This window comes from Eggerthella timonensis (assembly GCF_900184265.1).
Classification (GTDB): Bacteria; Actinomycetota; Coriobacteriia; order Coriobacteriales; family Eggerthellaceae; genus Eggerthella; species Eggerthella timonensis.
The window spans coordinates 3,327,866-3,354,728 of sequence record NZ_FXXA01000002.1; the positions used below are offsets into that span (position 1 = coordinate 3,327,866).

The following is a 26,863-nucleotide window of genomic DNA, read 5'->3' on the forward strand; positions in this document are numbered from 1 at the left end:
GAACCAAGCAGACGAAGGAGGACCCCCATGAGCAGCGCAGCCCTCGCAACCCCGCCCCGCCAGACGCACGGAGCCCACGAACGCACGACCGCCCCCGTCGAGATCCGCGTCATCCCCGGCGGCCTGCTACGCGAAGAGCCACTCCCGCATCATGCGAAGGCTGGCCTGACCCACGGCATGCGCGGCGCCGGCTTCGGCCTCTCCGCCCGCGAGCGCCTCTGCGCCGCCGCGTTCGGCACCCTGTTCGCCCTCGCGGCGCTGATCGTGGCGATCTACTGAGCAGCTTCGGCGAATGTCGCGATGCGCTCTTCCTCGTCGCGGGAGAGCGCTCGGAACATATCGGCGAGCCCTTCCGCGTCACCGTCGGCGAGCATCGAGAGATACGCGGCACGGCGCTCGAAGGGAATCACGACGGGAGCGAAGCCCGCCTCCAAAAGCCCGCGGTTCACCAGTATCCTTCCCGTGCGACCGTTGCCGTCCTCGAAAGGGTGGATGCGCTCGAAGCGGATATGGAAACGCGCCTCGCGCAGATACGGATCGGCATCGTCGTCGTGATTGCGTTCGTACACGAGCTGCATCATGAGCTGATTGATCTGGTTCGGTTTCGGAGGGATATGCTCTGCGCCCCGGATGAGCACGGAGACTGTGCGATAGCCGCCGATCTCGTTGATATTCTTGTTGATGGCGCACGCGACGTCTTTGATGAGGCGTTCGCTCAAAGGAACCGACACGTCTTTCAAAGCGATGTCCAGCGCATATTTATGGTTGATGGCCTCGTACAACTCCCGTGCGGTAGCGGTCACCTGCAACGAGTTGTCGTTCCAGAGGATCGCATAGGTTTCGGCGTACGAAAGCGTGCTGCCTTCGATTGCGTTCGAGTGATAGGTGCTTCTGGTGATGAAGTCCTCGAAGTACGCCCGATTGTCATGCATGAATGCGATCACGTCCACGATGCGCGCCTCCTTGTCCGTCAAGTTCACGTACACTATACCAAGAGAGCACCGAAAAACGAGGCACGCCGCATCAAACGACAGAGCCACGTCATCCTGAAAGGTCCCGCAATGATCCGTCCCATCATGAGAAACGAGCTGGTCCTGCAACGCCCATCGGCGCCGGCAACCGAAGCCGACCTGCCCATCGCTCAGGATCTGCTCGACACGCTCGAAGCGCACCGCCATTCCTGCGTGGGCATGGCCGCGAACATGATCGGCGAGCTCAAGCGCATCATCGTCTTCGACAACGACGGCTCCTACCTCGTCATGCTGAATCCCGAGATCGTGTCGCAGGCGGGCGCCTACCCCGCCGAAGAGGGCTGCCTGTCGCTTGCGGGCACGCGGCCCGCGACACGCTACCGCACCGTCAAGGTACGCTACCAGGACCTCGGCATGAAGCCGCGCACCGGCACGTTCACGGGCTTCGCCGCCCAGATCATCCAGCACGAGCTCGACCACTGCAACGGCATTTTGATCTGACGGAGGAGGCTCTCGAAAGAGGACCGCGTCCCACGCCCGCAGGAGCCCGTCCGCGCGGCCGCGCTATCTTTGCCGCCTGCCATCACCGCGAATGAGTCCGATGAGCGCATCCTGCGAGTCGACGCTCATCTTCGCGTAGATATGTTTGGTGTGCGTCTTCGCGGTATCGGGCGATATGTACAGCATCTTCGCAATATAGGGACGGCTGTAGCCCATGGCCAAAAAGCCGCACACCTCCCGTTCGCGAGGGGTGAGCCCGTATTCGTCCGCCATTGCCGCGATGGCCGCCGTATCCGCCATCAGAGCTTCCGAGCCGAAGGATTCCTCGTCGTTGCGCGGTGCGGGATGATAACGCACGATATGCCTTACTATGGCGATACTCGCCACAACGACCAGGCATGCAAGCCCAAACAGCTCGACGATCGCAAGCGACTCCCCCGCCGCCAGCATCATGTGAAGCGCGTCGCCGTACGACGTGAACAACCAAGCCACGAGGTAGAAGGGGATGATCTGAAAAGCGTATTCGACGAAGGCGAACGAGGTGGGGTCGAGTTTCGTCATCTTTCGGTACGAAGGCAGCTGGAGAATGTTCTGGGTGATCCAAACCACCTCGGTCATAACGACGAACACCCGGGTCATCTGCGCGATATCCCGCGAGAAGAAGCACGTCGACACCAGCAGCACCAAAGCGAGGGGAAGCACCGCGATAACGTACGACGAAGACCTGCCGTCGAGGAAGAAGAAGCCCGAGCCGACGATGCCAAGCGTCAAGGCCGCCACGCAGAACAATGCGATGGGAACCTCATGGACATGCACCGGCTGCGCGTACAGGGACAAGCCGACCACTGCGCCCAGCAGTATCCCGTACAGAATGCGCGATCCGAAGAACAGAATGCGCGTCCTCTTGGCGGCCTCGTCGGAAACGGATGCGAAATCGTCAAGTTCGCGCACATTCGCGTACGAGTAGCCCGAATCATCGTTCGAAGACACCGATACCTCCATGACGATGTTCAGAATGCACGACGCCAGACTCGCCGCAACGAGCAGGAACAGCGCGAACAAACCCTCAAGAAAGTACGAGCAGATGAATACGAGCACGGCCAACATGATCGACGCGGAGGAAATGCGAGCGGATTCGGAGACCTTGCTGAGCGAGATATGCACGTTCCACTGTGCGTTCATGAGCAACGTGGTTATCCTGCCGACGGTCGCATAGCCAAGGAGGATCACGCTGGACGCATCGGCCTCCAACGGCCCATCCCCCCAAAGCGCAACAACCAAGCCGCACCAGACGAGCATGAGCACGAGCGTGGCCATCGAGAATCCTATTCGAACGAGACGCTTCTTCATCGGCCGGACAAGAAGCATCATCGCAAGGGCGATGGCGGCGCACAGAGCGAACGAGGCAGGATCGACATAGGGCATCCCCGCAATGGAGCTCATATGATCCGACAGGGACATCATGAGCACGCTGAGAGCGCACGCCTTTCCCACAATAAGCACCATGTTTCGAGCAGCGCCGCGAACTATAACCCCAGTCATCTCAGGAAGCCCCTCTCCCCTTATCTCTTGAACGTCAAATATACCGCTTCACCGGTTTCTTCGCCTGCGCAAATAGCAAAATACCCCTTCCGGTAGTACGCCTTTTGCCCCCTCCGGGATGAATACATATCCCGCGGCACGGCGTACTTTGGATATCGACCGCATGGTCCAAAGCAGTTTGGAAAGGGGATTGCACGATGAGTAAAGAAATGACGCGTCGAAACTTCCTTACGGGAGCGGGCATACTGGCTGCGGGCACGGCAGCAGCCGGCATCATCGGCTGCGCGCCTCAATCGGGAGGCTCCGCATCGAAAAACGCAGCGAGCGGCAGCGAAGGACAAGCCGATGCCGCCACCACGTCAGAACAGCCTTGGCAGAACCCGCCTGCGCCCATCCCGGACGACAAAGTCTCGGAAGAGGTCGACTGCGAGGTGCTGGTTCTCGGTTTGGGATCGGCAGGCGTGCCGGCAACGGTATACGCAGCAGCATCCGGCGCGAACGTCGTGGCCTTGAATGCGAGCTCGACGCCGGAAGGCGAAGGCGCCTACATCGGGGCCTACAATTCTCCCCACGACGCCGAGCACGGAATCGAATACGATGCTGCAGGACTGCGCGCCTCGTACGCTTACTGGGGCCAAGGTTCCAACAACGGCGACGTGACGGGCACCATTTGGGATCGCTCCGGCAATGCCGTCGAGTGGTTCGCGGAGTACTGCAAGGACGTTTGGGCATACGAATGCGGGCCGGACAACACCATCGACGAAGGCATCCATAAGCGCAGCACGGCAACCCATATGGTGTACGTCTTCCCCGATCCCGACGAAAAGCAGGAACAGTATCGCGTGTACAACGGGTTTCCCAAGTTCCTCAAAGCAGCCTGCGACAAGGCGGAGAGCAAGGGGGCGCGCATCTTCTACTCGACGCCCGCCCAGCAGCTTATTCGCGAAGGAGACGGCACCGGCCGCGTGACAGGGGCTTACGGCTTGAAGGAAGACGGCACGTACGTGAAAGTGAACGCCTCGAAGGGCGTGCTTCTCGCCACGGGAGACTTTCATCAAAACGATGCCATGTTGCAAGACTGGCTGCCCTGCATGACCGGCGACCTGTTCTCACGCAATCCCTACGGCACGGCGCAAGGCGACGGGCAGAAGATGGCGTGGTGGATCGGAGCCGGCAAGGACACGGGGCCGTTCGACATCGGCCTGTGCTGGCCTCATGACTTCGAATTCGTCGAGAATTCTCCGTCACGTTGGGGATCGAAGCCTTGGCTTCGCTTGAATATCGCCGGCGAGCGCTACACCAACGAGACGCTGGGTACGCACGAATGGTACTCCACCAGCCCCATGTGCCTCGCCGACGTCAAGCAGCCCGGACACACCGGATATCAGATTTGCGACAGCAAGTATCCCGCGATCCTCGATAACGACGAGAGTGAAATCGCCATCTTCGAGGACTGCGTCGAGCGCAAGGTCATCCACTCGGCCGACACCCTCGAGGAGCTCGCCGACAAGGTAGGCTTCACGAACAAGGAGCGATTCCTTGAATCCGTCGCACGATACAATGGAGTGTGCGCCGGTGGAAGCGATATCGACTTCGGCGTTCCCGCAGAGTACCTCGCAAACACATCCGTTACGGAGCCCCCGTTCTACTGCATGCATCGCGTAGTGTACAAGCAGTGGACCGACGGCGGCGTTAACACGAACCGCTACGGACAGGTGCTCGACGACGAGCGCGAGCCCATCGAGGGATTGTATGCAGCGGGCAATATCCGTTCGGGACTTTGCAGCACGCACTACCTTTGGAAGTCGTTCGGAAGCAACAAGCTCAACGCGGTCACGAGCGGCATGCTGAGCGTGAAGCACATGTTGGGCACATGGGACGAGGAATTCGCCCTTTAAAGGAGCGATCCTCCGTCGACCCCTCCTCATTCTGCCTCGAGCGCGTGAGCTGGGCGCTCGAGGCGCCTACCCGCTGCAACGGGATTTCGATCCGACGAGACAGGGCTGGCCGCATCGCGTAAGCCGTCTCCTGACCAGGCGTCGCTAAGAATGCGGAGCCGCGCACCCTGCATCGCGAAACGGACGAGCCAGGGACAGGCGATGGTGAATCGTCCGTCCCTGGCTCGTTTTACCTGCGGCGGTGCGCAGACGTGCACGGCTCGCGCGAGTTACAGCATTTCGGCGCGCAGATCCTCGTCGCTCTTCGCGGAGAGGTAGGCCGGCGCGATGTCGAACAGCGTCTTGCAGCCGACGACGCCCTCGGCGCTCAGACGATGCGCGGCGCGGGCGCAGGCCGCCAGCACGCTGCCGGTGAACTCGGGGTTCGAGTCCAGCTTGAGCGAGTACTCCACCACGTGGGTGTGCTCGCCCCTCTCGCCGGTCACGCCCGAGCGGATCACCGAGCCGCCGTGCGGGATGCCGGCGTGGTCGCGGTCGAGCTCCTCCTGCGAGATGAAGGTAACCGTGGTGTCGTAGTCGGCGAAGTAGTTCGGCATCTCGACGATCATCCGCTCTATGGCGGCCAGATCAGCACCCTCCTCGGCCACGACGAAGCACTCGCGCGTGTGCTTCTGACGCGTGGTCAGCTGCGGGTTCTCGCCGTTGCGCACGGCCTCGAGCGCTTCCGGAACGGGCACCGTGTACTGGCGCGCGTCGGCCACGCCCTCGACGCGGCGGATGGCGTCGCTGTGCCCCTGCGAGACGCCGCGGCCCCAGAACGTGTAGTCGCGCCCGTCGGGCAGCACGCTGGAGGCGTACAGGCGCGCGAGCGAGAACATGCCCGGATCCCAGCCCGCCGAGATGACGGCCACCTTGCCGCCCGCCTGCGCGGCGGCGTCCACCTGCGCGAAATGGGCGGGGATGTTCGCGTGCGTGTCGAACGAGTCCACGACGTTGAACAGGCTCGCGCACGCCGGCGTCTGCTCCGGCAGGTCGTTCGCGCTGCCGCCGCACAGGACGAGCACGTCGACGTCGTCCGCATGCGCCGCCAGATCGTCGGCGGCGTACACCGCCACGCCCTCGGTGGCGGGCTTCACCGTTGACGGGTCGCGGCGCGTGAACAGCGCCACCAGCTCCAAGTCGTCGTTCTGCCTGCAGGCCAGCTCGACGCCGCGCCCGAGGTTGCCGTATCCGAATATGCCGACGCGTGTTTTCGTCATGTGCGCTCCTCACCGTGATGCTCCGAAAAAGTATGGCTCAATGATGCATGGACACCGCCCGCATCGTCAACGCGCGAAGGTCAACTTCAACAAAGCCCCACGCCCTTGAAATCTTTTGGAAATCTAGCGGGAGGAACGCTTCGGGGCGTCCCTCCCGCGCAACCGCTTACGCCTTCTCCACCCTTACCGCGCACACCTTGTACTCGGGAGCCTTCGACACGCGGTCCAGCGCAGCAATAGTGAGCCAGTTGCTGTTGCCGTCTTGGAAATGGAAGGGCATCCACGTCTCGCCGGGGTTCGTCTTCTCGGACACGTGGGCGGTGGACGCGATGGTGCCGCGGCGCGACGAGACGCGCACGGGGTCGCCGTCGGCGATACCGAGCGCTTCGGCGTCGCGCGCGTTGAGCTCTATGAACGAGCTGTCCGCGATCTCGTTCACGCCGTCGGTGCGCCCGGTCATGGCGCAGGCGTTGTACTGGTACAGGATACGGCCCGTCATCATGACCAGCGGGTACTCCTCGTCCGGCAGCTCGGCCGAAGGCTGGTAGTCGGGTGTCGAGAACGCGCCGAGACCTTGGGCGAACTCCCCCATGTGCAGGATGGGCGTGCCGGGATGCTCCGCGCTCGGGCAGGGCCACTGCAGGCCGCGACCGGCCACCTCGTCGCCGTCGAGGCGCGCGTGGCTCATGCCGCCGTACGTGGGCGTGACCTCCGCGATCTCGCCCATCACCTCGGCCGCCGTCAAACGCGGCTGCTCGTAGCCCATGCGGTTCATGACCTCGATGAAGATGTCAGTGTCCAACTTCGTGTCGCCCGCAATGTCCACGGCCTTGCGCACGCGCTGCACGCGCCGCTCGGTGTTCGTGAACGTGCCCTCCTTCTCGGCATAGCTGCGACCGGGCAGGATGACGTCGGCGTGCTTCGCCGTCTCGGTCATGAACAGATCGTCCACCACGAAGAACTCGAGCGACTCGAGCGCGCGGATCACGTGGTGCGTGTCGGGATCGGTGCGCACGGGATCCTCGCCGAACAGGAACAGGCCCTTGATGCCGCCTTCCACCATGGCCGGGAAGCACTCGGTGGCCTTGAGGCCGCGCGTGCGGGGCAGCGCCGCGCCCCATGCCTTCTCGAAGCGACGCACCACCTCGGGGTCGGCCACCTTCTGGTACCCGGGCAAATCGTCGGGACCCGCGCCCATGTCGCAGGCGCCCTGCACGTTGTTCTGGCCGCGCAGCGGGTTCACCCCGCCGCCGGGCTTCCCCAAGTTGCCGGAGATCATCGCGATGTTGGACAGCGCCATGACTCCGTCGGTGCCCGTCGAGTGCTCCGTCACGCCGAGGCAGTACACGATGGCGGCGGCGTTGGCCGTCGCGTACATCTTGGCCGCGGCCACAAGGTCGCGCCGGTCGATGCCGCAGATGTCCTCCACCAGCTCCGGCGTGTAGTCGCGTACGGTGGCCGCGAGTATCTCGAAGCCCTCGGTGCGCTCGCGCACGAAGTCCTCGTCGTACAGCTCGTGCTGGATCAGGTAGTTCACGATGCCGTTCGCGAACGCGACGTTCGTTCCCGGCCGCAGTTTCAGATGGATGTCGGCATGAGCCGCCAGGCCGATGTCGCGGGGATCGACCACGATGAGGCGGCAGCCGCGCTCGACCGCCGCGCGGATCTGCATGCCGATGACGGGGTGCGCCTCCTCGGGGTTCGACCCCACGAGCATGATGACCTCCGCCTCGCGCGTGACGTCCTGGATGGAGTTCGTCATCGCGCCGGAACCGAGCATGGTCGCCAGACCGGCGACCGTGGGGGCGTGTCAAACACGCGCGCAACAGTCCACGTTGTTCGTTTGGAGGGCGGTTCGCGCCATCTTCTGGAACAGGTAGATGTCCTCGTTCGTCGAGCGCGAGCAGGCGAACGCCGCCAGTGACTCGCCGCCGTGGGCGTCGATGAGCTCCGTGAAGCGCCGGGTCACGAGGTCGAGCGCCTCGTCCCAGGTGACGGGCTCGAACTCGCCCGTCTCGCGGTTCTTGACGAGCGGCGTGCGGATGCGGTCGGGCGAATCGACGAAGTCGAAGCTGGCCGAACGCCCCTTCACGCACAGAAGCCCGCGGTTCGAGGGTCCCGGTGCGGCCTCGGCGTCCACGATGGCGCCGTCCAACACCCGGAGGTCGAGCTGGCAGCCCACGCCGCAGTGCGGGCACGTGGTGCGCACGCGCTCGGTTTCCCACGAACGGTAGGCCGCGCGGCGCTTCTCGGTGAGCGCGCCCGTCGGGCACGCCTGCGCGCAGTTTCCGCACGACTCGCAGTCGGTGGCGCGCCAGCCCTCGCCGAACGGAGCCTCGATGAGCGTGCGCGTCCCGCGCTTGCCCGCGCGCAGCGTGTGGTTGTGCGCGGCGTCGTTGCACACGCCCACGCAGCGCTGGCAGCGGATGCACAGGTTGGGGTCGTAGGAGAGGAAGGGGTTCGAATCGAGCACCGGCTCGCGCTTCCGCGCCGCCTCGAAGGGCGATTCGAGCACCCCGTACTCGCGGCAGACGGCCTGCAGCTCGCAGGCGCCGTTCTTGTCGCACGAGAAGCAGTAGTTCGTGGAATCCAGCCCGTGATCGGCGATGATGAGCTCGAGCGCGACCCTTCGGTACGCCTCGATGCGCGGCGAGCTCGTGCGCACCGCCATGCCGTCCTGCACGGGCGTGGCGCACGAGGGCACCGGCTGGTCGAGCCCCTCCACGTCCACGACGCACACGCGGCACGACGCGACGGCGCTGCGCTCGCGCAGGAAGCACAGCGTGGGGATGCGGATGCCTGCCTGCTGCGCGGCATCGAGGATGGTTGCGCCCTCGGCGACGTCGAGGGTGGTTCCGTCTATCGTGATGCTAGGCATACTGGTGCCTGCCTCCTTCCAACACGCCGCACCCGAAATGGTCGCAGCGCAGACAACGTCCGCATTCCTGCACGACTTCCTCGCGGCTCATGCCCGTCTCCACCCCGTCGAAGTCGCGCTTGCGCTCGCGCGCAGGCCGCTCGACGATCTCCACGCGCCCCGTGGGCGTGCGATCGTTCGGACGGACGGGCGGCACTTCGATGTCGCAGGGCAGCTTATGGTGGTAGCCCAGGAACTCGTCGATGTTGCGCGCGGCCACCTTCCCCGCCCCGATGGCGCGGATGACCGTGGAGGGACCGGTCTGGCAGTCGCCGCCCACGAACACGTTCTCGTAGCCTTCGGCCGCGAGATGCTCGTCGGCGTCGAAGCAGCCCCAAGTGGTCCGCATGCCGAACTCCTCGAACGGAGCCGACACCACGTTCTGGCCCACGGCGATGAGGACGATGTCGGCCTCGATGCGGCGCGCCGGCTTGTCGGCCGCCACCGGTGCCGGCCGGCCGCCGCGCACCGGGCCGATCATCTGGGGCTGCGTGACGAGCGCCGTGCAGCGCCCCCGCTCGTCCGTCTCGATGGACGCCGGCGCTTCGAGCACGATCATCTCCACGCCCTCGGCGATGGCGCTTTCCACCTCGGCCGGCAGCGCGGTCATGTCGTCCTGGCGCCTTCGGTACACCACCGACACCTCGGACGCGCCCGCGCGCACCGACGTGCGCGCGCAGTCCATGGCCACGTTGCCGCCGCCCACCACGACCACGCGCTTGCCCGTGAAGTCGGGGTAGGCGCCGTCGCCGATGGCGCCGAGCAGGTCGACGGCCGACATGACGCCCTCGGCATCCACGCCGTCAATGCGCAACGTCTTGCCCGTCTGGGCTCCGATGGCCACGTACACGGCATGGTAGGTGTCGGCGATCTCGGCCATCTCGTTCGCGCCGATCGCCTCGCCGCAGCGCGCCGTGATGGTGCCGGCGCCGAGGATGCCGCGGATGTCCTCGTCGAGGCGCTCGCGCGGGAAGCGGTAGGCGGGGATGCCGTAGCGCAGCATGCCGCCCAGCTGCGCGCGCTCCTCGAACACCGTCACGCGGTGCCCCATGAGCGCGAGGAAGTACGCGCAGGTGAGCCCGCTCGGGCCGCCGCCGATGACGGCCACGGTGCGCGCGGTGTCGACGCTGCGCTGCGGCGGCGCCACCCGGTCGGCCGGCATCTGGTCGACGGCGAACTTCTTGATGCCGCGGATGTTGAGCGGTGCGTCGATGAGCGTGCGCCGGCACCGCGCCTCGCAGGGGTGCTCGCACACGAACGCGCAGGCCGTGGGGAACGGGTTGTCCTTGCGCACCATGTTCACCGCATCGGCGTAGCGCCCTTCCGCGGTCAGCGCGATATAGGCGGGGACGTCCACGTGCGCCGGGCACATCGTCTCGCACGGCACCGTCTGGCCGATGCCCGCCCGACAGGAATGGGCGTGCAGATGGCTGGCGTACTCGTCGGCGAACGTCTCGAGGCCCTCGAGCACGAGGCGCGCAGCCTCGTAGCCGATGGCGCAATCGGACGTGTCGCGGATCATCTCGGCGAGCGCGCGCAGGTTCTCCAGCACGGCCTCGTCGGCGTCGCAGTCCACCACGCGCTGCAGCATGGCGGCCAGCTGCGGGATGCCGTCGCGGCACGGAACGCACTTGCCGCAGGTCTGCGCGCCGCTCGCCTGCAGCATCCCCAGCTGCACGACCAGCGGGCACATGCCCGGCGGGGTGGCCTCCACGCGCCGCCCGTACGCGTCCAGCTGCGCGGCGATGCGTGCGTCGTCGCGCGAACGGGACGCTATCGATAGCTTGCTCAACGGTTCTCCGTCCACTTCGCTCGAAATCGAGGCCGCGCGCCTGCGCGCCTCGCAGTCTCCGTGCGTCATTCTAGCGCAACGGAGCGGCTCGCGGCCCCCAGCGGGCCAACCGGCGAAGAAGGCACATGGGATGGACGGACGCGCCGGCGTCCTCCGAGCGCACCGCGCCTCCACGACGAGAGCCTATGCGCTCGAATAGGGGGCGCGACCTTCGGATGGGCAGCGGATAGGAACCGAACGCACGGCGGAACGGGGCCCGGATGCGCGGCGGCAGGAGGCCCGAGCGCACGGCATTACGGAGTCCGGATGCACGGCGGAACGGGGCCCGGATGCACAACGGAACAGGGCTATGTGATGCAAAATCGGGTTTTTGGCAATCTTGGCGCTCTTCTCGGCAACAGTCGTGCACGAAACCCCAGGTCGCTGTTTTCCGCGGTCGCAAAACAGCAGTCTCAGACGGGCGCGGACTGCCAAAAACCCGATTTTGCATCACATAGCCCCGCCTCCGCTGTTAAACCACCATTGACATATACCCGTACCTCTCGCCGACGGCCCACCTGTTGATGCAGCTGAAGAACGGACGCGGCTCGAGGTGCACCAGCTCCCTCGTGCAGACGTAGCGCCCCGAGACCTCGTGGGAGTACAGGAGCTCCCTGCGGTCCCCGGCGCAGCTCCGGAACTGCTCCCGGTAGCAGAACCAGTCCAAGTAGCGCTGCAGGCGGCGGTTCGACACTCCGTTGAACCTCCCGACGAACGCCTTGAGGCGCGAGTGGAGCGAGTTGACCGCCGCGAGGCCCCTGCCGCCGCGCACCTCGTGGGGCCTTCCCCCGAGCGCCGCGCGGTTGTAGGACCTCCACCCGTCGGTCGCCACCGAGCACCCCGCCGGCAGCTTCGCCCCCAAGACGATCCCGATGTCGGCGGAATCCTCGGCCTCCGCCAGCTCGCAGAAGCAGTCCCCGAGCTCGCTTACCCCGCACAGCACGCAGACTCCTTTCGCCAGCCCCGCCGACCCCGCGTCGTGCCCGGTGCGGTGGGGCCGGCGGCCCAGATCGAACCACCGGCTCCGCGAGTGGTTGCCCGGCATGGACTCGTGGAGGTAGGTGCCGTCCACCTCGAAGGAATCGCCACGCAGGGGCAGGAGCCTGCGCCCCATGACCTCGCAGGCCCGCATCCTCATGAACCAGGCGGTGTACAGGCTCGTCCCGCAGCGGCGGGCCGTCTCCCGCAGGGGCAGCGCGTCGGCCGCGCAGGCCGCGAACTCCATCCAAGCGGCGGGCGGCAGCTTGGACCGGCCCAGCAGGCCGAGCGTCTTCGCCCCGAACGTGCGCCCGCAGCCCCGGCACAGCCAGCGCTGGGAGCCGCCCGCGTCGCGGCCCTTCCGCACGAAGGAGGGGCAGCCGCACCTCGGGCAGCGGTCGGGCTCGCCCCGCCCCGCCAGCGCGAGGTCCTCGGCAATGGCCTCCCTGAGCGCGTCGGCGAGATCCCGCTTCTCGGCGAGGGTCATGTCCTTCACTTGGCCTATAATGCTCATGGCGGGTCCTTTCCCCGATGCTCTTTCGACAACCGCATCGTAGGGCTGGGGACCCGCTTTCCGTGTCCCGGAAAGGGTACTATGTCAATCTTGGTTTAACAGCGGAGCCCCGCCATTCGCGCACATCGACGCATGCGGCCGCGAAAAACCGCGAGCGTGTCCCATGCGAGGGACACGCGTCGCCCATGCACGCGGGTAGGATGGACGGCAACGAAGCGAAGGAGGAGGAAGCATCATGTACGAACCGTCGCGCCATATGGCGACCTATCACATCGCGGGATTCCAACATTGGGACGGCGCGCTCGCCCTCGGCGAGCTCAAGCCGGGAGCGGAGCTGCGCCTCGCGCCCGAGCCCGACAACCCCTACGACCCCGAAGCGATGGCCATCTACTTCGGGCAGACGAAGCTCGGCTACGTCCCCGCCTCCGAGAACGGCACGGTGTCGGTCATGTGCCGCTACGGGCACGCCGATGCATTCGAGCTGCGCGTGTTGCAGGTCGACGCGGAAGCCGACCCTTGGCACCAGGTGCGCGTGGGGCTGTATGTGAGGGATGCGCGATGAGCGCACCCGTCGACGCCGCCACGGCGTTCGCGAACCTGTACCAGCGATGGTTCGACGACGCACACAGCCTGGCCGTCGCCAACCGGCGGCAGGCGCGGGCAGCGATCGGGGCGTACGTGGCCGATGTGCTCACCCTCTGGGACGATCGCTCCCGCGCCTACCTGCCCGGCGCGCCCACCATCCTCAGGCTCGAGACGTGCGACCTCGCCGCGTTCGTGATGCGGGGGCCGCACATCGCGTTGCATGTGGGCAGCGTGGAAACCGACGCGCCCGTTGCGGGGCTGCGTTGGAAGAGCCTGCGCCCCTGCTCGTACGCCATCGGACGGCGGGTGAGCGATCTTGTGACGACCGCCGACGAACGCGGGCTGCTCGTGGAGCTCGAAGTCGTCCTCGACGACGGCGGGCGGCTCGTCGTCGGCGGAGGCCAGCCCGTCCGCGAGCGCGATGCGGCGTCGCTGCCGCGCGCGATGTGAGGTTGCGGATGAACGAAGGGCGGCTGGCCAGGCGCGCTGTCGCCCTACTCGTACGCGGCGACGATGTCCGCGAGGTAGGCGCGGTACTCCTGCGCGAGCGACGCCGGCTTCTCGATGCTGATGCGCGCGCCGAACTGGGCCAGCCAGCCGAACAGCACGGGGCTCTTCATCACCGTCGCGTACACGCGCGCCCGGCCCTCCCCCGTCGGCATCGACTCCACGTCCTTGCCGAACCGGTCGATGACCGCGCCCATGACCTCCTCGTCCACCAGCAGCGTGGCCGCCACCGGCTCGCCGCTGTACATGCCGAACGCGCGGCTCTCCAGCTCGCGCGCGTCGAAGGTGGCGATGCGCTCGTTCTTGAGCGCCGGCTCATCCGTCACCTCGATGCGATCCATGCGGTCCACGCGGTAGTTCGCGAAGCCGTCGTGCTTCTCGTTGAACACCACCAGGTAGTAGTACCCCTCGGCGTACACGAGCTGCACGGGCGTCTCGACATAGCGCTCGCCGCCGTGTTGCGGAGCCTTGTGCTTCGCCGCGTCGTACTTGAAGTAGGTGAACGATATCTTGCGCTTGCGCGCGATAGCCTCCTGGATGCGGTCGACGCTGCCGAACACCGACTCGTTCTGCATCTTGATGCGACCTTCCACGTGCACGCGCTTGTCGAGCAACTCCCGCTGCCGCTGCGAGGCAAGCTGCTTCACGCCTTCCACGAGCGCATCGCTTTTGCGCTGCGTGAGGAAGCGCGAGCTCTGCACCGCGTCCACGAGCAGCTGCAGCTCGGCGAACGCGAACGCGCGGTGCTCCACGGCGTACTCCACCGGCGCGCGCTGGTAGGTGCGGACGTCCACGCCGAACTCGCGCAGCGCCTCGATGTCGCGGTAGATGGACTTGCGCTCCGCCGAGATGCCCAGATCCTCCAGATTCTCGAGGATCTGCGTCATCGTGAGGCCACGTTCGGCATCGGTCTGCTCCTCGAGCATCTGCATGAGGTACAGCAGCTTGAGCTTCTGACGGTTCACGGACATGGCTCCTCCTCGCATCGGCCCGGTGCGGCGCATCTCGCGCGCATGAGATCAGTATAGGACCCCTATCCCTCTTTCGGTACAGACAATCGATGAACGTCCTTGACGCGGGCAGCGGCATGCAGTAGGTTCTCAGTCGAACATAAGCGTACGAGCCAGCGGAAGGGTGCCTATGCAGCGCGTTGTCAATGATCGGAAAGTGGCCATCGTCGGATGCGGGTTCGTGGGCTCGGCCACGGCGTTCGCACTCATGCAGAGCGAGCTGTTCACCGAGATGGTGCTCATCGACGTCGATCGCGACCGCGCCGAGGGCGAGGCGCTCGACATCGCGCACGGCATGCCCTTCGCGGGCCCCATGAACATCTACGCGGGCGACTACGACGACGCGGCGGACGCGGCCATCATCATCGTCACGGCCGGCGCGAACCAGCAGCCCGGCGAGACGCGCCTCGACCTCGTGCACAAGAACGTGCGCATCTTCAAGTCCATCATCCCCGAGATAGCGCGCCGCGACTACCAGGGAATCCTGCTGGTGGTGTCGAACCCGGTGGACATCCTTACGCACGTGGCGCTGAAGCTCTCGGGCATGCCCGAGAACCGCGTCATCGGCTCAGGCACCGTGCTGGACACCGCACGCTTCAAGTACATCCTCGGCGAGCACCTCGGCGTGGACCCGCGCAACGTGCACGCGCGCATCATCGGCGAGCACGGCGACAGCGAGATCGCGGTTTGGAGCACGGCGAACGTGTCGGGCATCCCGGTGAACGACTTCTGCGAGCTGCGCGGCCATTTCGACCACGACGAGTCCATGCAGCGTATCGCCGAGGACGTGAAGAACAGCGCCTACGAGATCATCGCGAAGAAGAAGGCGACCTATTACGGCATCGCCATGTCGGTGAAGCGCATCTGCGAGGCCATCGTCCGCGACGAGAAGCCCATCCTGCCCGTGTCGAACTTCCAGCACGGCGTCCACGACCTGCACGACGTGGTGCTGTCGATGCCCGCCGTGGTGGGTAAGGACGGCATCGAGTACCAGGTGCCCGCGCCGCTGTCGGACGACGAGCTGGCAAGGCTGCAGGAGTCGGCGGAGACGATGCGGGAAGTGATGGCCGGGCTGGACTTAGAGTAGAAGACGCTCAGCGGCCGCCTGCGAATACGAGCGCTGCGAAGATAAGCGCCACGACGGCGAAAAACGGGACTGCGATTGCGACGACGATCCAGAACAGACGGACTTCGCCGTCTTCGTCGCGCAATGAGGGCAGAGGCGTGTCGATGAGCAGGGAAAGCAGAGAATCCAGCACACGTTCTACCGCCACTTCGTCCTCAGCTCCCAGAACGCAACGGCGCTGGCGGCGGCCACGTTGAGGGAGTCCACCTCGTGGTCCATGGGGATCTTCACCGTGTAATCGCAGGTGGCGATCGTCGCAGGGGCCAGTCCGTCGCCTTCGGTCCCCAGCACGAGGGCCAGGCGCTCGCAGGAACGCAGGCGCTCGTCGTGCAGATAGAGCGCGTCATCGGACAACGCGAGCGCGGCGGTGGCGAAGCCCAGCGAGCGCAGCAGCGGCACGCCCTCGGTCGCCCAGGCGCGCTCGCCTCCGATGCGCGTCCACGGCACCTGGAACACCGTCCCCATCGACACGCGCGCGGCGCGGCGGTACAGCGGGTCGTGGCACGACGGGGTGACCAGCACCGCGTCGATGCCGAGCGCCGCCGCCGAGCGGAACACGGCCCCGATGTTCGTGTAGTTCGTAATGTCCTCGAGCACGGCCACCCGGCGCGCGTTCGCCAGGAGGTCGGGCACGCTTGGCAGCGCAGGCCGCTCGAACGCGGCCAACGCGCCGCGCGTGACCTCGTAGCCGGTCAGCGCATGGAACTGCTCGCGCGTGGCCACGAGCACCGGGAAGGCAGGGTCGCCGTCCAGCAGCGAATCGACGAGCGGCATCGTCTGGTCGAGCCACTTCTCCTCCATGAACAGCGAGCGCATCCGCACGCCGGCGGCCAGCGCGCGCTCGATGACCTTGCGCGACTCGCCGATGAACAGGCCGTGCGCGCTGTCGGGGCAATCGCGCAGCTGCGCGTCGGTCATGCCCGAGTACGCCGCGAGCCGCGGGTCGTCGAGGTCGTCGAGATGGATGATCGGCATGTCGTTTTCCTTTCGGTCGACGACCATCGTACCACCGCGGGCCGCGATGCTCTATACTCGACTGATCCGATCAGGCACGTCGCGAAGGGAATCCCCATGGCCGCTACCGTCAAAACGTTTCTCGAGCATCACGGCGAGCTCTACTGGGGCACGCGCAAGGCGAACCCGGGCTATTGCTACGGGCTGGCGCTCGAGGTGGGCGCGGACGGGCTGGCCGCCGAGCTCGTGTACGTGATGAGCGACCTCGACGAGGACGACGAGCCGCTCGTGACCCCCGAGACGCTCGTGTCGTGCTACTCGGTGGACGACCTCGAAGGCAACGGCATCATCCTCAGCGACTACCTGGACGATGAGGACGCGCCCGAGGCCAAGGGCTGGTACTGCGTGGAGAAGTCGTTCTTCGCCCGCGACAAGGCAGAGGAGCTGCTGGCCAGCAATGCCGACCTCGACGGCTATCTCGACATCGTGCTGCAGATCCTGCTGATCTCGCCGGAAGAGGTGGCCGAAGGCATGCCCTCGCTCGACGAGCTGTCGTTCTTCGACCTTCTGGAGGAGTTGGAAGGCATTGCCGAGCGCATCGACAACGGCGACGTGCGCCCGCCGTTGCCCTTCGCGTTCCGCCTCGTGGGCGACGCGCTGTTCGGCTGGGAACATGCCGACGAGGAAGACTTCCGCTAAGGGTCGTCGAGCCGCGTCCGCGCGCGTCTTCAGAGCCCCATGTGCGGCAAAATCCGATTTTTGGCACACGGGGCGCTCGGTTCGCGCCGTCGGAGGGGCATCGCGCTCACACGTGCCGCCAAAACCCCAGGTGGGGTTTCGAGTTGTCAAGCCGCGCATCATCTCATCGTGCCAAAAACCTCATTTTGCATCACATAGACCCCCGAATTCGTGCGCAAGGCGGCGGCCGGAAGCTCAAACCCCCTGCCCCGAGAGAAACCTCTCCCACTTGTCGAATTCGGACAAGGCCTGCATGCGGCCGCGCTCGTAGTTGCGCGCGAGCTTCTCCACATCGCGCTCGGTGTTGCGCACGCCCTGGTCGTTCGCGTAGAACACGTAGGCGCGGCCTTCGGCCTCGAGCCGATCGAGCCGGTCGAGCTCGTCGTCGTAGCGCCGGTTCCAGGTGTCCAGCGCCTCCCGCATGTGAGGGCGTCGCCAGAAGAACGCATCGTAGAAACGCTTCGAGCGCGCGGGCCGGCGAAAGCCGCGCGGGCGCGTGCACACCACGAAGAACTTTTGCAGCCCGTCGTCCATCGCGCGCGGCACCATGATGCCGCCGCCCCGGCCGATGCCGCCGTCGTACAGCGCACGCCCGTCGATGACGGTGGGCGGCAGCGCGATGGGATAGCTCGTCGAGGCGCGGACGCGCTCCATGAGCGCAGCCTCTGTGGGGAAATCGTCGCGGGTGAAGTACACGGTCTCGCCGGTGTCGCGGTCGATGGCCTGCATGGTCGCGCGCGCCGGGTTCGCTTGGAAGGAGTCGAAGTCGAACGGCAGCGCGCAGCCCGAGCGGGCCCGCGCGTCCCCATGCAGCGCCGCGCTGACGCCGTCGGTGTCCACGAACGGCATCACCCGCCAGCGAAACGACAGGCCGTCGAGGCAGGTGGTGAACGAGGCCTCGTTGCGACGCGCGTCGCGCGAGAGGTAGTCGATCACGTTCGTCGCGCCTGCGGACAGCCCGTACACGTCGTCGAAGAACAGCCCGTGCTCCAGCATGACGCTGATCGCGCCGGCCGAGTACGAGTTGCGCATCCCGCCGCCCTCGAACACGAGGGCCACGTCGTGCACGGTGCTCGTCAACATGCCCTGCTGCCTCCTTCGCCGCCGCTGCCGCCTGCGTACCCGTCCACGATACGCGTGCGCGCCCCGCGCCGAACGCAAGCGCGCGCAACCGTCACCGTGCCGGCGAGGGGCTGTAGCGCAGAGCGCCGACGAACGGCGAGACGACGGCCGTCACTCCCCGCGCACGAGGTCGAGCAGCTCCTGCTTGTTGTGCACGTCGAGCTTGCCGTAGATTCGGCGCGAATGGGTGCGCACCGTGTTCTCCGATAAGTACAGCGTCTCGGCGATGTAGGGACGAGAACGACCTTTGCACAGGTACTGCATGATCTCGATCTCGCGCGGAGAAAGACCGCGACGCTCCCCCACCGCGCGGCAGCGCTCGTCGATGCCGTCGCCGTCCCCGATGGCCCGGGGCCCGCCGTCGTTCAGATCGGACAGCAGCAGCTGCACGTCGGGCGAGCGCGACGGCAGGAAGAACGCCACCATCACCACGGTCACCACGAGCATGAACGAGGCGATGGCGGGATTGAGCGACTCCAACCCCAGAAACGACGCGGCGCTGCGCCCCAGCCAGTCGGGCAGCGAGTACAGCAACATGCCCGGGCAGAACACCATGAGCGGCCTGAACGGACCGTGATGCGCGACGTTCGCCAGCCCCAGCCACAGAAACATCTTCGCCACCACCACGGCCGCGCCCGTGAACGCCTGGATGAACTGCGCCATGCCGAACGCCGACAGCATGAACAGCGCGAGCGCCATGAGCACGTACGTGAAGCGCCATACCACGGTGATGTCGAGATGACGGCGGCGCTCGAACACCCACCAGTACGTGAACGCGCAGAACGCGAAGAGGATGACCTGCGACAGCAGCGTGTACACCGGCGTGGCGGCCGCACCGAAGCTGTAGTGGCCGGTGCCGTGCTTGAGGGTCATGTTGAGGATGGACCAGATGAAGAAGAACACCGCCATCGCCACCACGATGCGGCCGAACGAGGGAAGCGACGCGCGCGTGAACCACTGCTCGGCACGGCGTTCGTCGCCCGCATCATGCAGGCGCACCGCAAGCATCCCCATCGATAGGAACGGCAACGCCAGCATGAGCACCATCGTCGCCGCCTCAGGCAAGAACGTCGTCACGCATTTCGCGGCGGCAACAAGCACGATGGCCAGCAGCAGCGCGCGCGTCACCTCGTCGGTGGACGAGCGCGCGTAGCACGACCCCCAGCGCACGACCATCCACGTTTGCGCCGCCGCGAACAGAAGAAGACCGCACATCTCGGCGAACGGCTTCGCCATGCCCGTCCCTCCAAGCAGCACGGCGAGCGAGCAGGCGTACACGCCGGCGAACGCCCAGTCGAGCACCCGCGCAATGCGCGCAGGAACGGAAACCCACCACAAAACGGCGCACGCGAGCACCGTGACCAGCACCACGGCACCCGACTTGTTGAGCCACCAGTACGAGAACGAGGCGTCGTACGTCAGCGCGCTCACCCAGTTGGAGCACGTGTACCACACGAAGAATCCCACCGCCATCGCGGCGGTACCCGCCCACAACGCTCCGCGATCCCGCTTCTCTTCCATCTCCATCCCTCCCCACGCCGCATTATCGCACGGAACGAAGCCCGCGTCCCTCCCCAAACGAGGGCAAAGCCAAGTTCGCCCGATTCGGGCGACACGCTCACCAGGCGTTTGCTCCGATCCGGGTCTCATCGCAGACGGTCGAATCGTCGTACGCTGAGCGAGCAGAGGCACCGAAACCAAGGAGGAGACATGGATAAGAACAACGCGCTCTCGCGCCGCAACTTCATCAAAGCGAGCGGCGTTGCCGCTCTAGGGGCTGCAGCTTTCGGGTTGGCCGGATGCGGGCCTAAGCCCGCGCAGAACGCCGCCAACGACGTCGCGACGTCCGTCGCCGACATTTCATGGGACGAGGAGTACGACGTCATCGTGGTGGGCGCGGGCGCGGCGGGCCTCGCCACTGCCGTCGCGATGGCCACCGAAGGCGGCGACAACGCCACGCTGCTGCTCGAGAAGGGCGCCACGCTCATCGGCAGCGGCAACTCGCCGGTCTGCAGCGGATCGTTCCACATCACCGACGACCCCGACGCGTTCGCCGTGTACATGAAGGCGATGCTCGGCGGCATGACCGCCACGCCTGCATCCGTCTACGAGACGTACGCGCAGGGCGCAGCCGAGAACTGGGACTGGCTCGCCGGTCTGGGCATGACCGAAGACGACGTCAAGGTCACGCCGCAGGGCGACGGCAAAGCCGAGTGGTTCGAGCTGGAGAACTCGGGCTCGTTCCCCAAGTGCCAGTTCAAAACGGACAACGCAGACGAGGATCGCAAGCACATCAGCAAGTTCCTGAGCTCGGTGCTCGAGCAGTACCCCGAGCAGGTGACGCGCAAGACGAACGCGCCCTTGACCGCGCTCGTGCAGGATCCCGATACGAAAGCCGTGCTCGGCGGCGTGTACGAGGACAAGGGCAAGAGCGTGTACGCGAAAGCGCGCAAGGGCGTGGTCATGACCTGCGGAGGTTTCGAGAACGACCCCGAGATGCTGCAGGACTACCTGTCCTTCGAGCGCATGCATGCGGCGGGCGCCTCGCTCAACACCGGCGACGGCCATCGCATCTGCGCGAAGCTGGGCGCCGGCATGTGGCACATGAACAGCTTCGCAGGCGCATGGTCGAACGGCATCAGCCTGGACGGCGAGAAAACCATGCCGTACCGCAGCCTGAAGAAGGCCCTCGGCATCGTGGTAGGCGTGAACGGGCGGCGCTTCTACCAAGAATGGGAAGGCACCACGATGTTCACGAAGGGCGAAGAGGGCCCGCTTTCGCTGCACTACGGCTGCCGTCACGGCCACCAGAACTTCGGCGGAGAATGGAAGATGCTACCCCTGCCCGACAAGCAGTGGTTCGTGTACGACTCCGAGGGCAGACGCTTCGGCGCCTACATGGGCAAGGACGTGGCCAACAACACGCTGCAGAACCAGACCGAGAAGACCGAGATCGACCCGACGATCGACGCGGTGGCCGACGGGTACGCGCTCACGGCCGACACCATCGAGGAGCTGGCCGCGCTCATGGAGGTGCCGGTCGACGAGCTGGTGAACACCGTGAACGTGTGGAACGCCTCGTGCGCGAACGGCGTCGACGAGCAGTTCCACCGTCCTTCCGACCAGCTGGCGCCGGTGAGCACGCCGCCGTTCTTCGCCATCCCCTGCATCCCCGAGATACTGAACACCGACGGCGGCCCGCGCCGCAACGAGAAGGCGCAGATCCTCGACGTGGACGGCGAGCCCATCCCCAACCTGTACTCGTCGGGCGAGTTCGGCTCGATCTGGACCGCGAAGTACCAGGGCAGCGGCAACATCACCGAATGCATGGTGTTCGGCCGCATCGCCGCCCGCGAGCTCATCGCGAAGGCGTAACCGGATCCCGCACATCCTCCCTCCCACCCGCCGGGCTCGTACGTTCTCGAGCCCGGCGGGCCGCCTTCATGCGCGCGAGATCTCGGCGATCTCCCGGCGGAGCGCGGGCAGATCGGCGTGCGGCGCGACGAGGCGGCGATACAGCCGCTCCACCTCGGCGCGCAGAGCGATCTCCTTCGCTTCGCTCAGCGCGTAGAACGAGACGCGCAGGTACAGCTCCAGCTCCTTGGCGCTCTCGAGCTGGGACGCGTCGCAGCCGTCGCATCGCTCGAGCTCGTCCGCCAGCTCACGCAGCAACCCCGACGTCACGCGGCGCATGCGGTCGTAGCTCGCCTTGCGGTTGCGGTACGCCGTGTACTGCGGCAAGAACAGCGCGGTGCACACCGCCAGCACCTCGGCGCACGCGGTGAACCACTCGGGCAGCGTGCCCAGCTCCATTGCGCGGCCTCCTTCCGGTTTTCGGCGTCCATACAGGCACTATAGGAGGAAGCGGCAGCGAAGAGCACGCTCGGGCGGCCCTGTCGATACGCCGTTGACCAACGGTGACGCAGGCTAGCCCAGAAGCGCGCGGCTGGTTCGGGCTATGCGGTCGGCGAGTTCGTCGAGAGACGTGCGGCGCAGGGCGGCGAGGGTTTCGAGCAGAGCGGCCAAGCGCGCGTCCTCGGCGGCAGGATCGTAGGGCTCGCCGGACTTTGACGGGGCGTCGGTTTCCAGCAGCAGGCGCTCGGCGGGCACGGCCTGCGCGTAAGCGCGACCGCGCTTCGAAGCCAGCATGCGCGGGTTGACGGAGCAGAAGCTCCCTTCGCGCAGGGCCCGCTGCAGCTCGTCCGACGTTCCCGAGAACCAGTGGAAGATGCAGGCGTTCTCCGCCAGCGCCCCCGCGCCTTCGAGCACGTCGAGCACCTCGCCCGCCGCGCGCACCGCGTGGATCGACAGCACCTTCCCGCCGCCCGCGCACGCCTGCGCCACGCGCCCGAACGCCGCAACCTGGGCCTCGCGCGCAGCCGCGCGATCGCCCGCGAAATCGAGGCCGACCTCGCCGATGAAGCGCTCTCCCGCAGCCAGGCGCTCGAACTGCGCCACGTCCCGCTCGTCGCAGCTGCCGTCGGCGATCCACCAGGGATGCAGCCCCAGCCCCACGCGCACGGCATCGCAGGCTTCCAGCAGCTCGGTCGCGCGCTCGTATCCCCGCGGCGTGACCGTCACCGAAAACGCCCCCATGCCGTAGGCGGCCATCCCGCGCGCTGCCGTCAGCGCGTCGGGAGCGAAGTCCAGATGGCAGTGCATATCGAACAGGCCTACCGCCGATGCCGCACAGAATCCTTCGACTCCGCGCTGCGCACTGCGCTCGGGACGACACGCCGTCATACGCGCTCCTCCCCCGCATGGGCGCCCACGCCCGCGAGCGCGCACAGCACCTCGCCGGCGATCATCTGGCCCATGATGGGCGGCACGAACGACGCGGTTCCCAGGTTCGACCGCTCGCGACGCTCGGCGCCTTCGCGCACGGGAACGGCCACCGGTTGCTCGCACGAGTACAGCACGCGCAGGTGGCGGATGCCGCGCTTGCGCGCCTCCTTGCGCATGATGCGGCACAACGGGCAGTTCACCGTGTCAAACACGTCGGCGAACCGAAAGCAGTCGGGACGCAGCTTGTTCGCCGCGCCCATGCTGCTGACGAGGCGCATGCCGTGCGCGTCGGCGTACTGCGCGACGGCCAGCTTGGCCGAAATGGTGTCGATGGCGTCGACAACGTAGTCCACGCGGTCGACGTACGCGCCCAGGAACGCGGGGACGTTCTCGGCCAGCACGAACTCGTCGAGCGCTTCCACCTGCGCATCGGGGTTGATGTCGGCGATCATGCCGCGCGCGACGTCCACCTTCTTGCGGCCGATGGTGCTGCGAAACGCGATGGCCTGGCGGTTGATGTTGCTGGCCTGCACCACGTCGTGGTCCACCACGATGAGCCTGCCCACGCCGCCGCGTGCGAGCGCCTCGACGCAGTTCGAGCCCACGCCGCCCACGCCCAGCACCATGACGGTGGACTCCGCGAGGCGCGCGAGGCCGTCGCGTCCCATGATCAGTTCGAGTTTCGAGGTGGCGGTGTCGCCGGTTGCCGTCATGCGCATCCTTTCTGTCGGCGACCATGGTAGCACGGGCCGCGCGATCGGACGCGCGAGAAGCGGTGGCCGACACTTCACGCGCGAACGGCCGCTCTCGCAACCCCCGCGCTATGCAGCGCTTACGCCGGGGCGCCGATCCCCAGGCGCTTGAGATCGGCCGCGAAACGCTCGGCCGGCAGGCCGAGGCCCTCGAAGCCGGCCGCCCTGCACGCCGTCCGCTCGTTGGCGAGGCGGCACAGCTCGCGCGGGAACGGCGCGCCCGCGTCGGACGGGAGGGGAAGCGTCAGCGGCAGCAGCTTGTCCACGAGCGCGTTGAGGAACGCGACTGGCCGTCGGCCGTGCGTGCGCGTCACATGGGCCGCGCCGCCGAAGAACAGGTACGCGTCGATCACGTCCTCGTCGAACCCGCTGGCCGCAAGCGAGGCGCGCAGCGCCGCGAGCGCGACGCGCTCCCAGTCGCGCCACTCCCCCGGCTGCATGCACGCGAACGCCGCGAACCGGTTGCTTGCGTTCACCAACAGGAGCATGTCGCAGCCGCCGAGCGCCTTGCGATGCGCCTCCCAGCAGAACAGCAGGTCGTCCACCTCGCCGTACGGCGGCCGCGGCAGGCGCAGGCGACGCTGCAGGGGTATGGTGATGCCAAGCTCCACGCGCTACCCCGTCGCCTGCGAGGGACGCAGCCACGATTCCCACGCATCGGCCTCGCGCCGTGCCTGCGCGTAGCCGCGCTCGTAGGCCGCCTGCAGCTTCGCGTAGCTCGTCTCCTTGTTCGACACGGGCATCTCCTCGGGATAGAACACGCACGCCGCGCCCGCGCGCTCGAGCCGCTCCACCTCGTCGCACAGCGCGTTGTAGGGGCGCCAGCGCTCGATGGTGCACGCGGCCACCGCCGGATACGTCCGAAACGCGGTGCGGAACAGGGCCCGCACGGGCGCGGCGAGGGGCTTCTTGCGGTAGCCGCGCACCTGCGAGCGGATGATGAAGAACCGCTCGAAGCCGTCGCGCCGCGCCGCGTCGAGCAGGATGCCCCAGCTCTCGCCCATGCCGCCGTCGAGGTACGTGCGCCCGTCGATCGTCGTGGGCGGCATGAACAGCGGCATCGTGGAGCTCGCGCGCACGCGCAGCATCATGGCGCGCATCGTAGGCATGTCAGCCTTCGTCCACGCGACCGTGGCGCCCGTCTCCGCGTCGAAGCCCTCGATGTGCACGTCGGCGGGATTGCGCCGGAACGTCTCCCAATCGAACGCCATCGTGTCGCCCGAGCCCGCGTGCTCCTCGGCGATGCCCTCGTACAGGTACGGGGCGTTGAAGTAGCCGGTGCCGCGCGCGAAGCTGCCGAGGCCGCCGAAGCGCGGGTCCTTCACGAGGTCGACGAACGATGCCTTCGTGCGCGCGATATCGCGCGACACGTAGTTCACCGTGTGGCTGGAACCGGCGGAGATGCCGTAGACGCGGCCGAAGTTCAGCTGCCGCTCGAGCAGCGTAACCACCGCGCCCGCCGTGTAGCTGGCGCGCATGCCGCCGCCCTCGATGATGAGCGCGACGTCGGGGATGTTGACGGCGAGGGATTGCATACCGGCCAGTATACCCTTTGCCGCGCCGTTACGCCGCCGCGGCCCCTGCGGTCGCGGCCGCAGCCGGCTGGGCGGAGCCGAGGGTGCCGGACGCGCCGGAGCCCGTCGTCGAGCCGGCCGTGCTTCCGGAGCCCGTCGACCCGCTCGCGCTGCCCGAGCCGGAGCCGGAACCGCCGCTGGAGCCGTCGCTGCCCGTGTTGGGCGTCGCACCGCCCGAGCCCGTATCGCCGCTGCCCGAGCCGCTGCCGCTGCCCGACGAGCCGTCGGAGCCCGTGGAGCCGCCCGAACCCGACGACCCCGTATCCGAACCGGAGCCCGAGCCCGACGACGAACCGGACCCCGACGACCCCGACCCCGAGCTCGACCCGGAATCGGTTCCTGAGCCGGAGCCCGAGCCCGACGAGCCCTGATCGCCCGACGAGCCCTTGTTCTGGTCCTTCGAGGAGTCCTTGGACGCGTCGTCCTTCGTCCCAGACGAGGAGGAGCCCGACGAAGCGTCGGCGCCGGGCGAAGCGGCCGGCGCATCGTCGACCGACTGGCTGCGCGACGGCAGGATGGGCTCGGTCTTCGCGCCCACGCCTTGGCCTGCCGACACGAAGTCGATGACGAACGCCGACACCGCCACGGCCAGCAGCGCCGATACGACGGACACGATCACCACGCCGCGCTTGAACTTCTTCTTGCGCTGGCGCTCGGCGCGCGCCCGCCGCACGACGTCGTCGCCGTCGAGCGAGGCATCGTCCACGCGCGGCGTACGGGAACGGGAGCGCGACGAGGCCGTCGGCAGCGCCGTCGTCTCGGCAGCGTCGAGCCGCGCGGTCGCCCCGTCGCGCGACCCCTGAGCCGTATCGCCTTTCGCGCCCGCGCCCTCGCCGTCCTTCGCGCCCTTCGCCCCCATCGCCAGCGTCTCGCCGGGATGCAGGTCGCGCAGCTTGTCGGCCGAGCGTTGCAGGAACTTCTTGTACAGCTGGGACGCCACGGCCGAAACCACGGAGCCGACGCCCACGCCGATGACCGATCCGTAGATGCCGATTTGGGAAGCGAGCAGCATGGAGGTGACCGCCGCCAAAGCACCGGCTATCACCTGGGCAAACGATAGATCGTCGAAAAGGCCGCCCGTTTTGGTCTTTCCATCGCTTGCTCGTTGCGCCATCGCATGTCCTCCTCGCGTCGCTCTCGCCGGCGCCCATCGCCGGTCTCTCCCCTCGAACATACCCGAGGAATATGAAGCCCTTGCGCACTCCACCCAACCGTTACCGGCAAGCCACAGAACCCTCGCACCTCGCCGCACCCAGCTTGTTGGGCGCAAAACGGCACCCATGACAATTCCGAAGGGGA

Annotated in this window: 25 protein-coding genes; 8 read left to right on the forward strand and 17 right to left on the reverse strand. The window is 66.8% G+C overall.

Translation table 11 applies throughout. The annotated features are described in order from the left end of the window. The first annotated feature begins 27 nt into the window (after window positions 1–27). Window positions 28–279 (forward strand): translation initiation factor 2, encoded by a 252-nt coding sequence (locus C1A15_RS14175; protein WP_101723164.1) that lies wholly within the window; start codon window positions 28–30, stop codon window positions 277–279. Here the strand turns inward: C1A15_RS14175 and C1A15_RS14180 are convergent. Continuing rightward, window positions 273–1,172 (reverse strand): Fic family protein, encoded by a 900-nt coding sequence (locus C1A15_RS14180; RefSeq protein WP_245865036.1) that lies wholly within the window; start codon window positions 1,170–1,172, stop codon window positions 273–275. The two genes, C1A15_RS14175 and C1A15_RS14180, sit on opposite strands and share 7 nt — an antisense overlap. On the opposite strand from C1A15_RS14180, the gene C1A15_RS14185 reads away from it, so the two are divergent. Beyond that, the gene (locus C1A15_RS14185; RefSeq protein ID WP_245865037.1) at window positions 1,077–1,472 is read left to right on the forward strand and encodes a peptide deformylase; all 396 of its coding nucleotides are present in this window, start codon (window positions 1,077–1,079) and stop codon (window positions 1,470–1,472) included. The two genes, C1A15_RS14180 and C1A15_RS14185, sit on opposite strands and share 96 nt — an antisense overlap. Before the next feature lie 63 nt (window positions 1,473–1,535). On the opposite strand, the gene C1A15_RS14190 is transcribed toward C1A15_RS14185, so the two are convergent. Further along, entirely contained in the window at window positions 1,536–3,014 is a 1,479-nt protein-coding gene (locus tag C1A15_RS14190; RefSeq protein WP_092199788.1) for a helix-turn-helix transcriptional regulator, read from the reverse strand. A gap of 197 nt (window positions 3,015–3,211) precedes the next feature. Between C1A15_RS14190 and C1A15_RS14195 the strand changes: the two genes are divergently transcribed. Then, window positions 3,212–4,912 carry an FAD-binding protein gene (locus C1A15_RS14195; protein WP_101723167.1) on the forward strand — a complete coding sequence of 567 codons (1,701 nt, stop codon included), beginning with the start codon at window positions 3,212–3,214 and terminating at the stop codon, window positions 4,910–4,912. 269 nt (window positions 4,913–5,181) lie between these two features. Here C1A15_RS14195 and C1A15_RS14200 read toward each other — a convergent pair whose 3' ends face one another. The 4 genes from C1A15_RS14200 to C1A15_RS14215 all read right to left on the reverse strand — a co-directional run bounded on the left by C1A15_RS14200 (window position 5,182) and on the right by C1A15_RS14215 (window position 12,411). Beyond that, window positions 5,182–6,171 (reverse strand): diaminopimelate dehydrogenase, encoded by a 990-nt coding sequence (locus C1A15_RS14200; protein ID WP_092199782.1) that lies wholly within the window; start codon window positions 6,169–6,171, stop codon window positions 5,182–5,184. 166 nt (window positions 6,172–6,337) lie between these two features. Beyond that, window positions 6,338–9,049, reverse strand: a complete 2,712-nt coding sequence (gene fdhF / locus C1A15_RS14205) for a formate dehydrogenase subunit alpha (protein WP_101723168.1) — start codon at window positions 9,047–9,049, stop codon at window positions 6,338–6,340. Next, window positions 9,042–10,880, reverse strand: coding sequence for an NAD(P)-binding protein (locus C1A15_RS14210; RefSeq protein ID WP_219618197.1), 1,839 nt, complete (start codon window positions 10,878–10,880; stop codon window positions 9,042–9,044). Before C1A15_RS14210 ends, fdhF begins: the two co-directional genes overlap by 8 nt. A gap of 511 nt (window positions 10,881–11,391) precedes the next feature. After that, entirely contained in the window at window positions 11,392–12,411 is a 1,020-nt protein-coding gene (locus C1A15_RS14215) for an IS1595 family transposase (protein WP_101721182.1), read from the reverse strand. A 235-nt stretch (window positions 12,412–12,646) separates the two neighbouring features. Here C1A15_RS14215 and C1A15_RS14220 point away from each other — a divergent pair, with 235 nt between their 5' ends. Both C1A15_RS14220 and C1A15_RS14225 read left to right on the forward strand, forming a co-directional pair. Continuing rightward, on the forward strand, window positions 12,647–12,973 hold the full coding sequence (locus tag C1A15_RS14220) for an HIRAN domain-containing protein (protein ID WP_101723169.1): 327 nt from the start codon (window positions 12,647–12,649) through the stop codon (window positions 12,971–12,973). Next, entirely contained in the window at window positions 12,970–13,446 is a 477-nt protein-coding gene (locus tag C1A15_RS14225) for a hypothetical protein (RefSeq protein ID WP_092199773.1), read from the forward strand. The genes C1A15_RS14220 and C1A15_RS14225 overlap by 4 nt, the downstream gene beginning before the upstream one ends. Window positions 13,447–13,490: 44 nt before the next feature. Here C1A15_RS14225 and C1A15_RS14230 read toward each other — a convergent pair whose 3' ends face one another. Then, window positions 13,491–14,474, reverse strand: a complete 984-nt coding sequence (locus C1A15_RS14230) for a helix-turn-helix transcriptional regulator (RefSeq protein ID WP_101723170.1) — start codon at window positions 14,472–14,474, stop codon at window positions 13,491–13,493. Between the two features lie 169 nt (window positions 14,475–14,643). Here C1A15_RS14230 and C1A15_RS14235 point away from each other — a divergent pair, with 169 nt between their 5' ends. Continuing rightward, the gene (locus tag C1A15_RS14235; RefSeq protein ID WP_092199767.1) at window positions 14,644–15,600 is read left to right on the forward strand and encodes an L-lactate dehydrogenase; all 957 of its coding nucleotides are present in this window, start codon (window positions 14,644–14,646) and stop codon (window positions 15,598–15,600) included. Between the two features lie 7 nt (window positions 15,601–15,607). Here C1A15_RS14235 and C1A15_RS16880 read toward each other — a convergent pair whose 3' ends face one another. After that, the gene (locus C1A15_RS16880; RefSeq protein WP_146001867.1) at window positions 15,608–15,787 is read right to left on the reverse strand and encodes a hypothetical protein; all 180 of its coding nucleotides are present in this window, start codon (window positions 15,785–15,787) and stop codon (window positions 15,608–15,610) included. Next, window positions 15,778–16,614: a TrmH family RNA methyltransferase gene (locus tag C1A15_RS14240; RefSeq protein WP_101723171.1), complete on the reverse strand. Its 837-nt coding sequence runs from the start codon at window positions 16,612–16,614 to the stop codon at window positions 15,778–15,780. Before C1A15_RS14240 ends, C1A15_RS16880 begins: the two co-directional genes overlap by 10 nt. A gap of 96 nt (window positions 16,615–16,710) precedes the next feature. On the opposite strand from C1A15_RS14240, the gene C1A15_RS14245 reads away from it, so the two are divergent. Beyond that, entirely contained in the window at window positions 16,711–17,292 is a 582-nt protein-coding gene (locus C1A15_RS14245; RefSeq protein WP_101723172.1) for a hypothetical protein, read from the forward strand. 234 nt (window positions 17,293–17,526) lie between these two features. On the opposite strand, the gene C1A15_RS14250 is transcribed toward C1A15_RS14245, so the two are convergent. Together C1A15_RS14250 and C1A15_RS14255 are read right to left on the reverse strand one after the other, a co-directional pair. Then, window positions 17,527–18,414: a patatin-like phospholipase family protein gene (locus tag C1A15_RS14250; protein WP_101723173.1), complete on the reverse strand. Its 888-nt coding sequence runs from the start codon at window positions 18,412–18,414 to the stop codon at window positions 17,527–17,529. A 150-nt stretch (window positions 18,415–18,564) separates the two neighbouring features. Further along, window positions 18,565–19,974, reverse strand: a complete 1,410-nt coding sequence (locus C1A15_RS14255; protein ID WP_180953114.1) for a response regulator transcription factor — start codon at window positions 19,972–19,974, stop codon at window positions 18,565–18,567. Window positions 19,975–20,163: 189 nt separating this feature from the next. On the opposite strand from C1A15_RS14255, the gene C1A15_RS14260 reads away from it, so the two are divergent. Then, window positions 20,164–21,828, forward strand: coding sequence for an FAD-dependent oxidoreductase (locus tag C1A15_RS14260; RefSeq protein ID WP_101723175.1), 1,665 nt, complete (start codon window positions 20,164–20,166; stop codon window positions 21,826–21,828). Between the two features lie 66 nt (window positions 21,829–21,894). On the opposite strand, the gene C1A15_RS14265 is transcribed toward C1A15_RS14260, so the two are convergent. The 6 genes from C1A15_RS14265 to C1A15_RS14290 all read right to left on the reverse strand — a co-directional run bounded on the left by C1A15_RS14265 (window position 21,895) and on the right by C1A15_RS14290 (window position 26,678). After that, complete coding sequence (locus tag C1A15_RS14265; protein ID WP_101723176.1) at window positions 21,895–22,266, reverse strand: transcriptional regulator; 372 nt, start codon at window positions 22,264–22,266, stop codon at window positions 21,895–21,897. Between the two features lie 114 nt (window positions 22,267–22,380). Then, window positions 22,381–23,196 (reverse strand): TatD family hydrolase, encoded by an 816-nt coding sequence (locus C1A15_RS14270; RefSeq protein WP_101723177.1) that lies wholly within the window; start codon window positions 23,194–23,196, stop codon window positions 22,381–22,383. Then, window positions 23,193–23,951 carry a tRNA threonylcarbamoyladenosine dehydratase gene (locus tag C1A15_RS14275; RefSeq protein WP_101723178.1) on the reverse strand — a complete coding sequence of 253 codons (759 nt, stop codon included), beginning with the start codon at window positions 23,949–23,951 and terminating at the stop codon, window positions 23,193–23,195. Before C1A15_RS14275 ends, C1A15_RS14270 begins: the two co-directional genes overlap by 4 nt. A gap of 119 nt (window positions 23,952–24,070) precedes the next feature. Next, window positions 24,071–24,601 carry a DUF6933 domain-containing protein gene (locus C1A15_RS14280; protein ID WP_101723179.1) on the reverse strand — a complete coding sequence of 177 codons (531 nt, stop codon included), beginning with the start codon at window positions 24,599–24,601 and terminating at the stop codon, window positions 24,071–24,073. A gap of 3 nt (window positions 24,602–24,604) precedes the next feature. Then, complete coding sequence (locus tag C1A15_RS14285; RefSeq protein WP_101723180.1) at window positions 24,605–25,525, reverse strand: patatin-like phospholipase family protein; 921 nt, start codon at window positions 25,523–25,525, stop codon at window positions 24,605–24,607. A gap of 28 nt (window positions 25,526–25,553) precedes the next feature. After that, window positions 25,554–26,678 (reverse strand): hypothetical protein, encoded by a 1,125-nt coding sequence (locus tag C1A15_RS14290; RefSeq protein WP_101723181.1) that lies wholly within the window; start codon window positions 26,676–26,678, stop codon window positions 25,554–25,556. Between the last annotated feature and the right edge of the window lie 185 nt (window positions 26,679–26,863).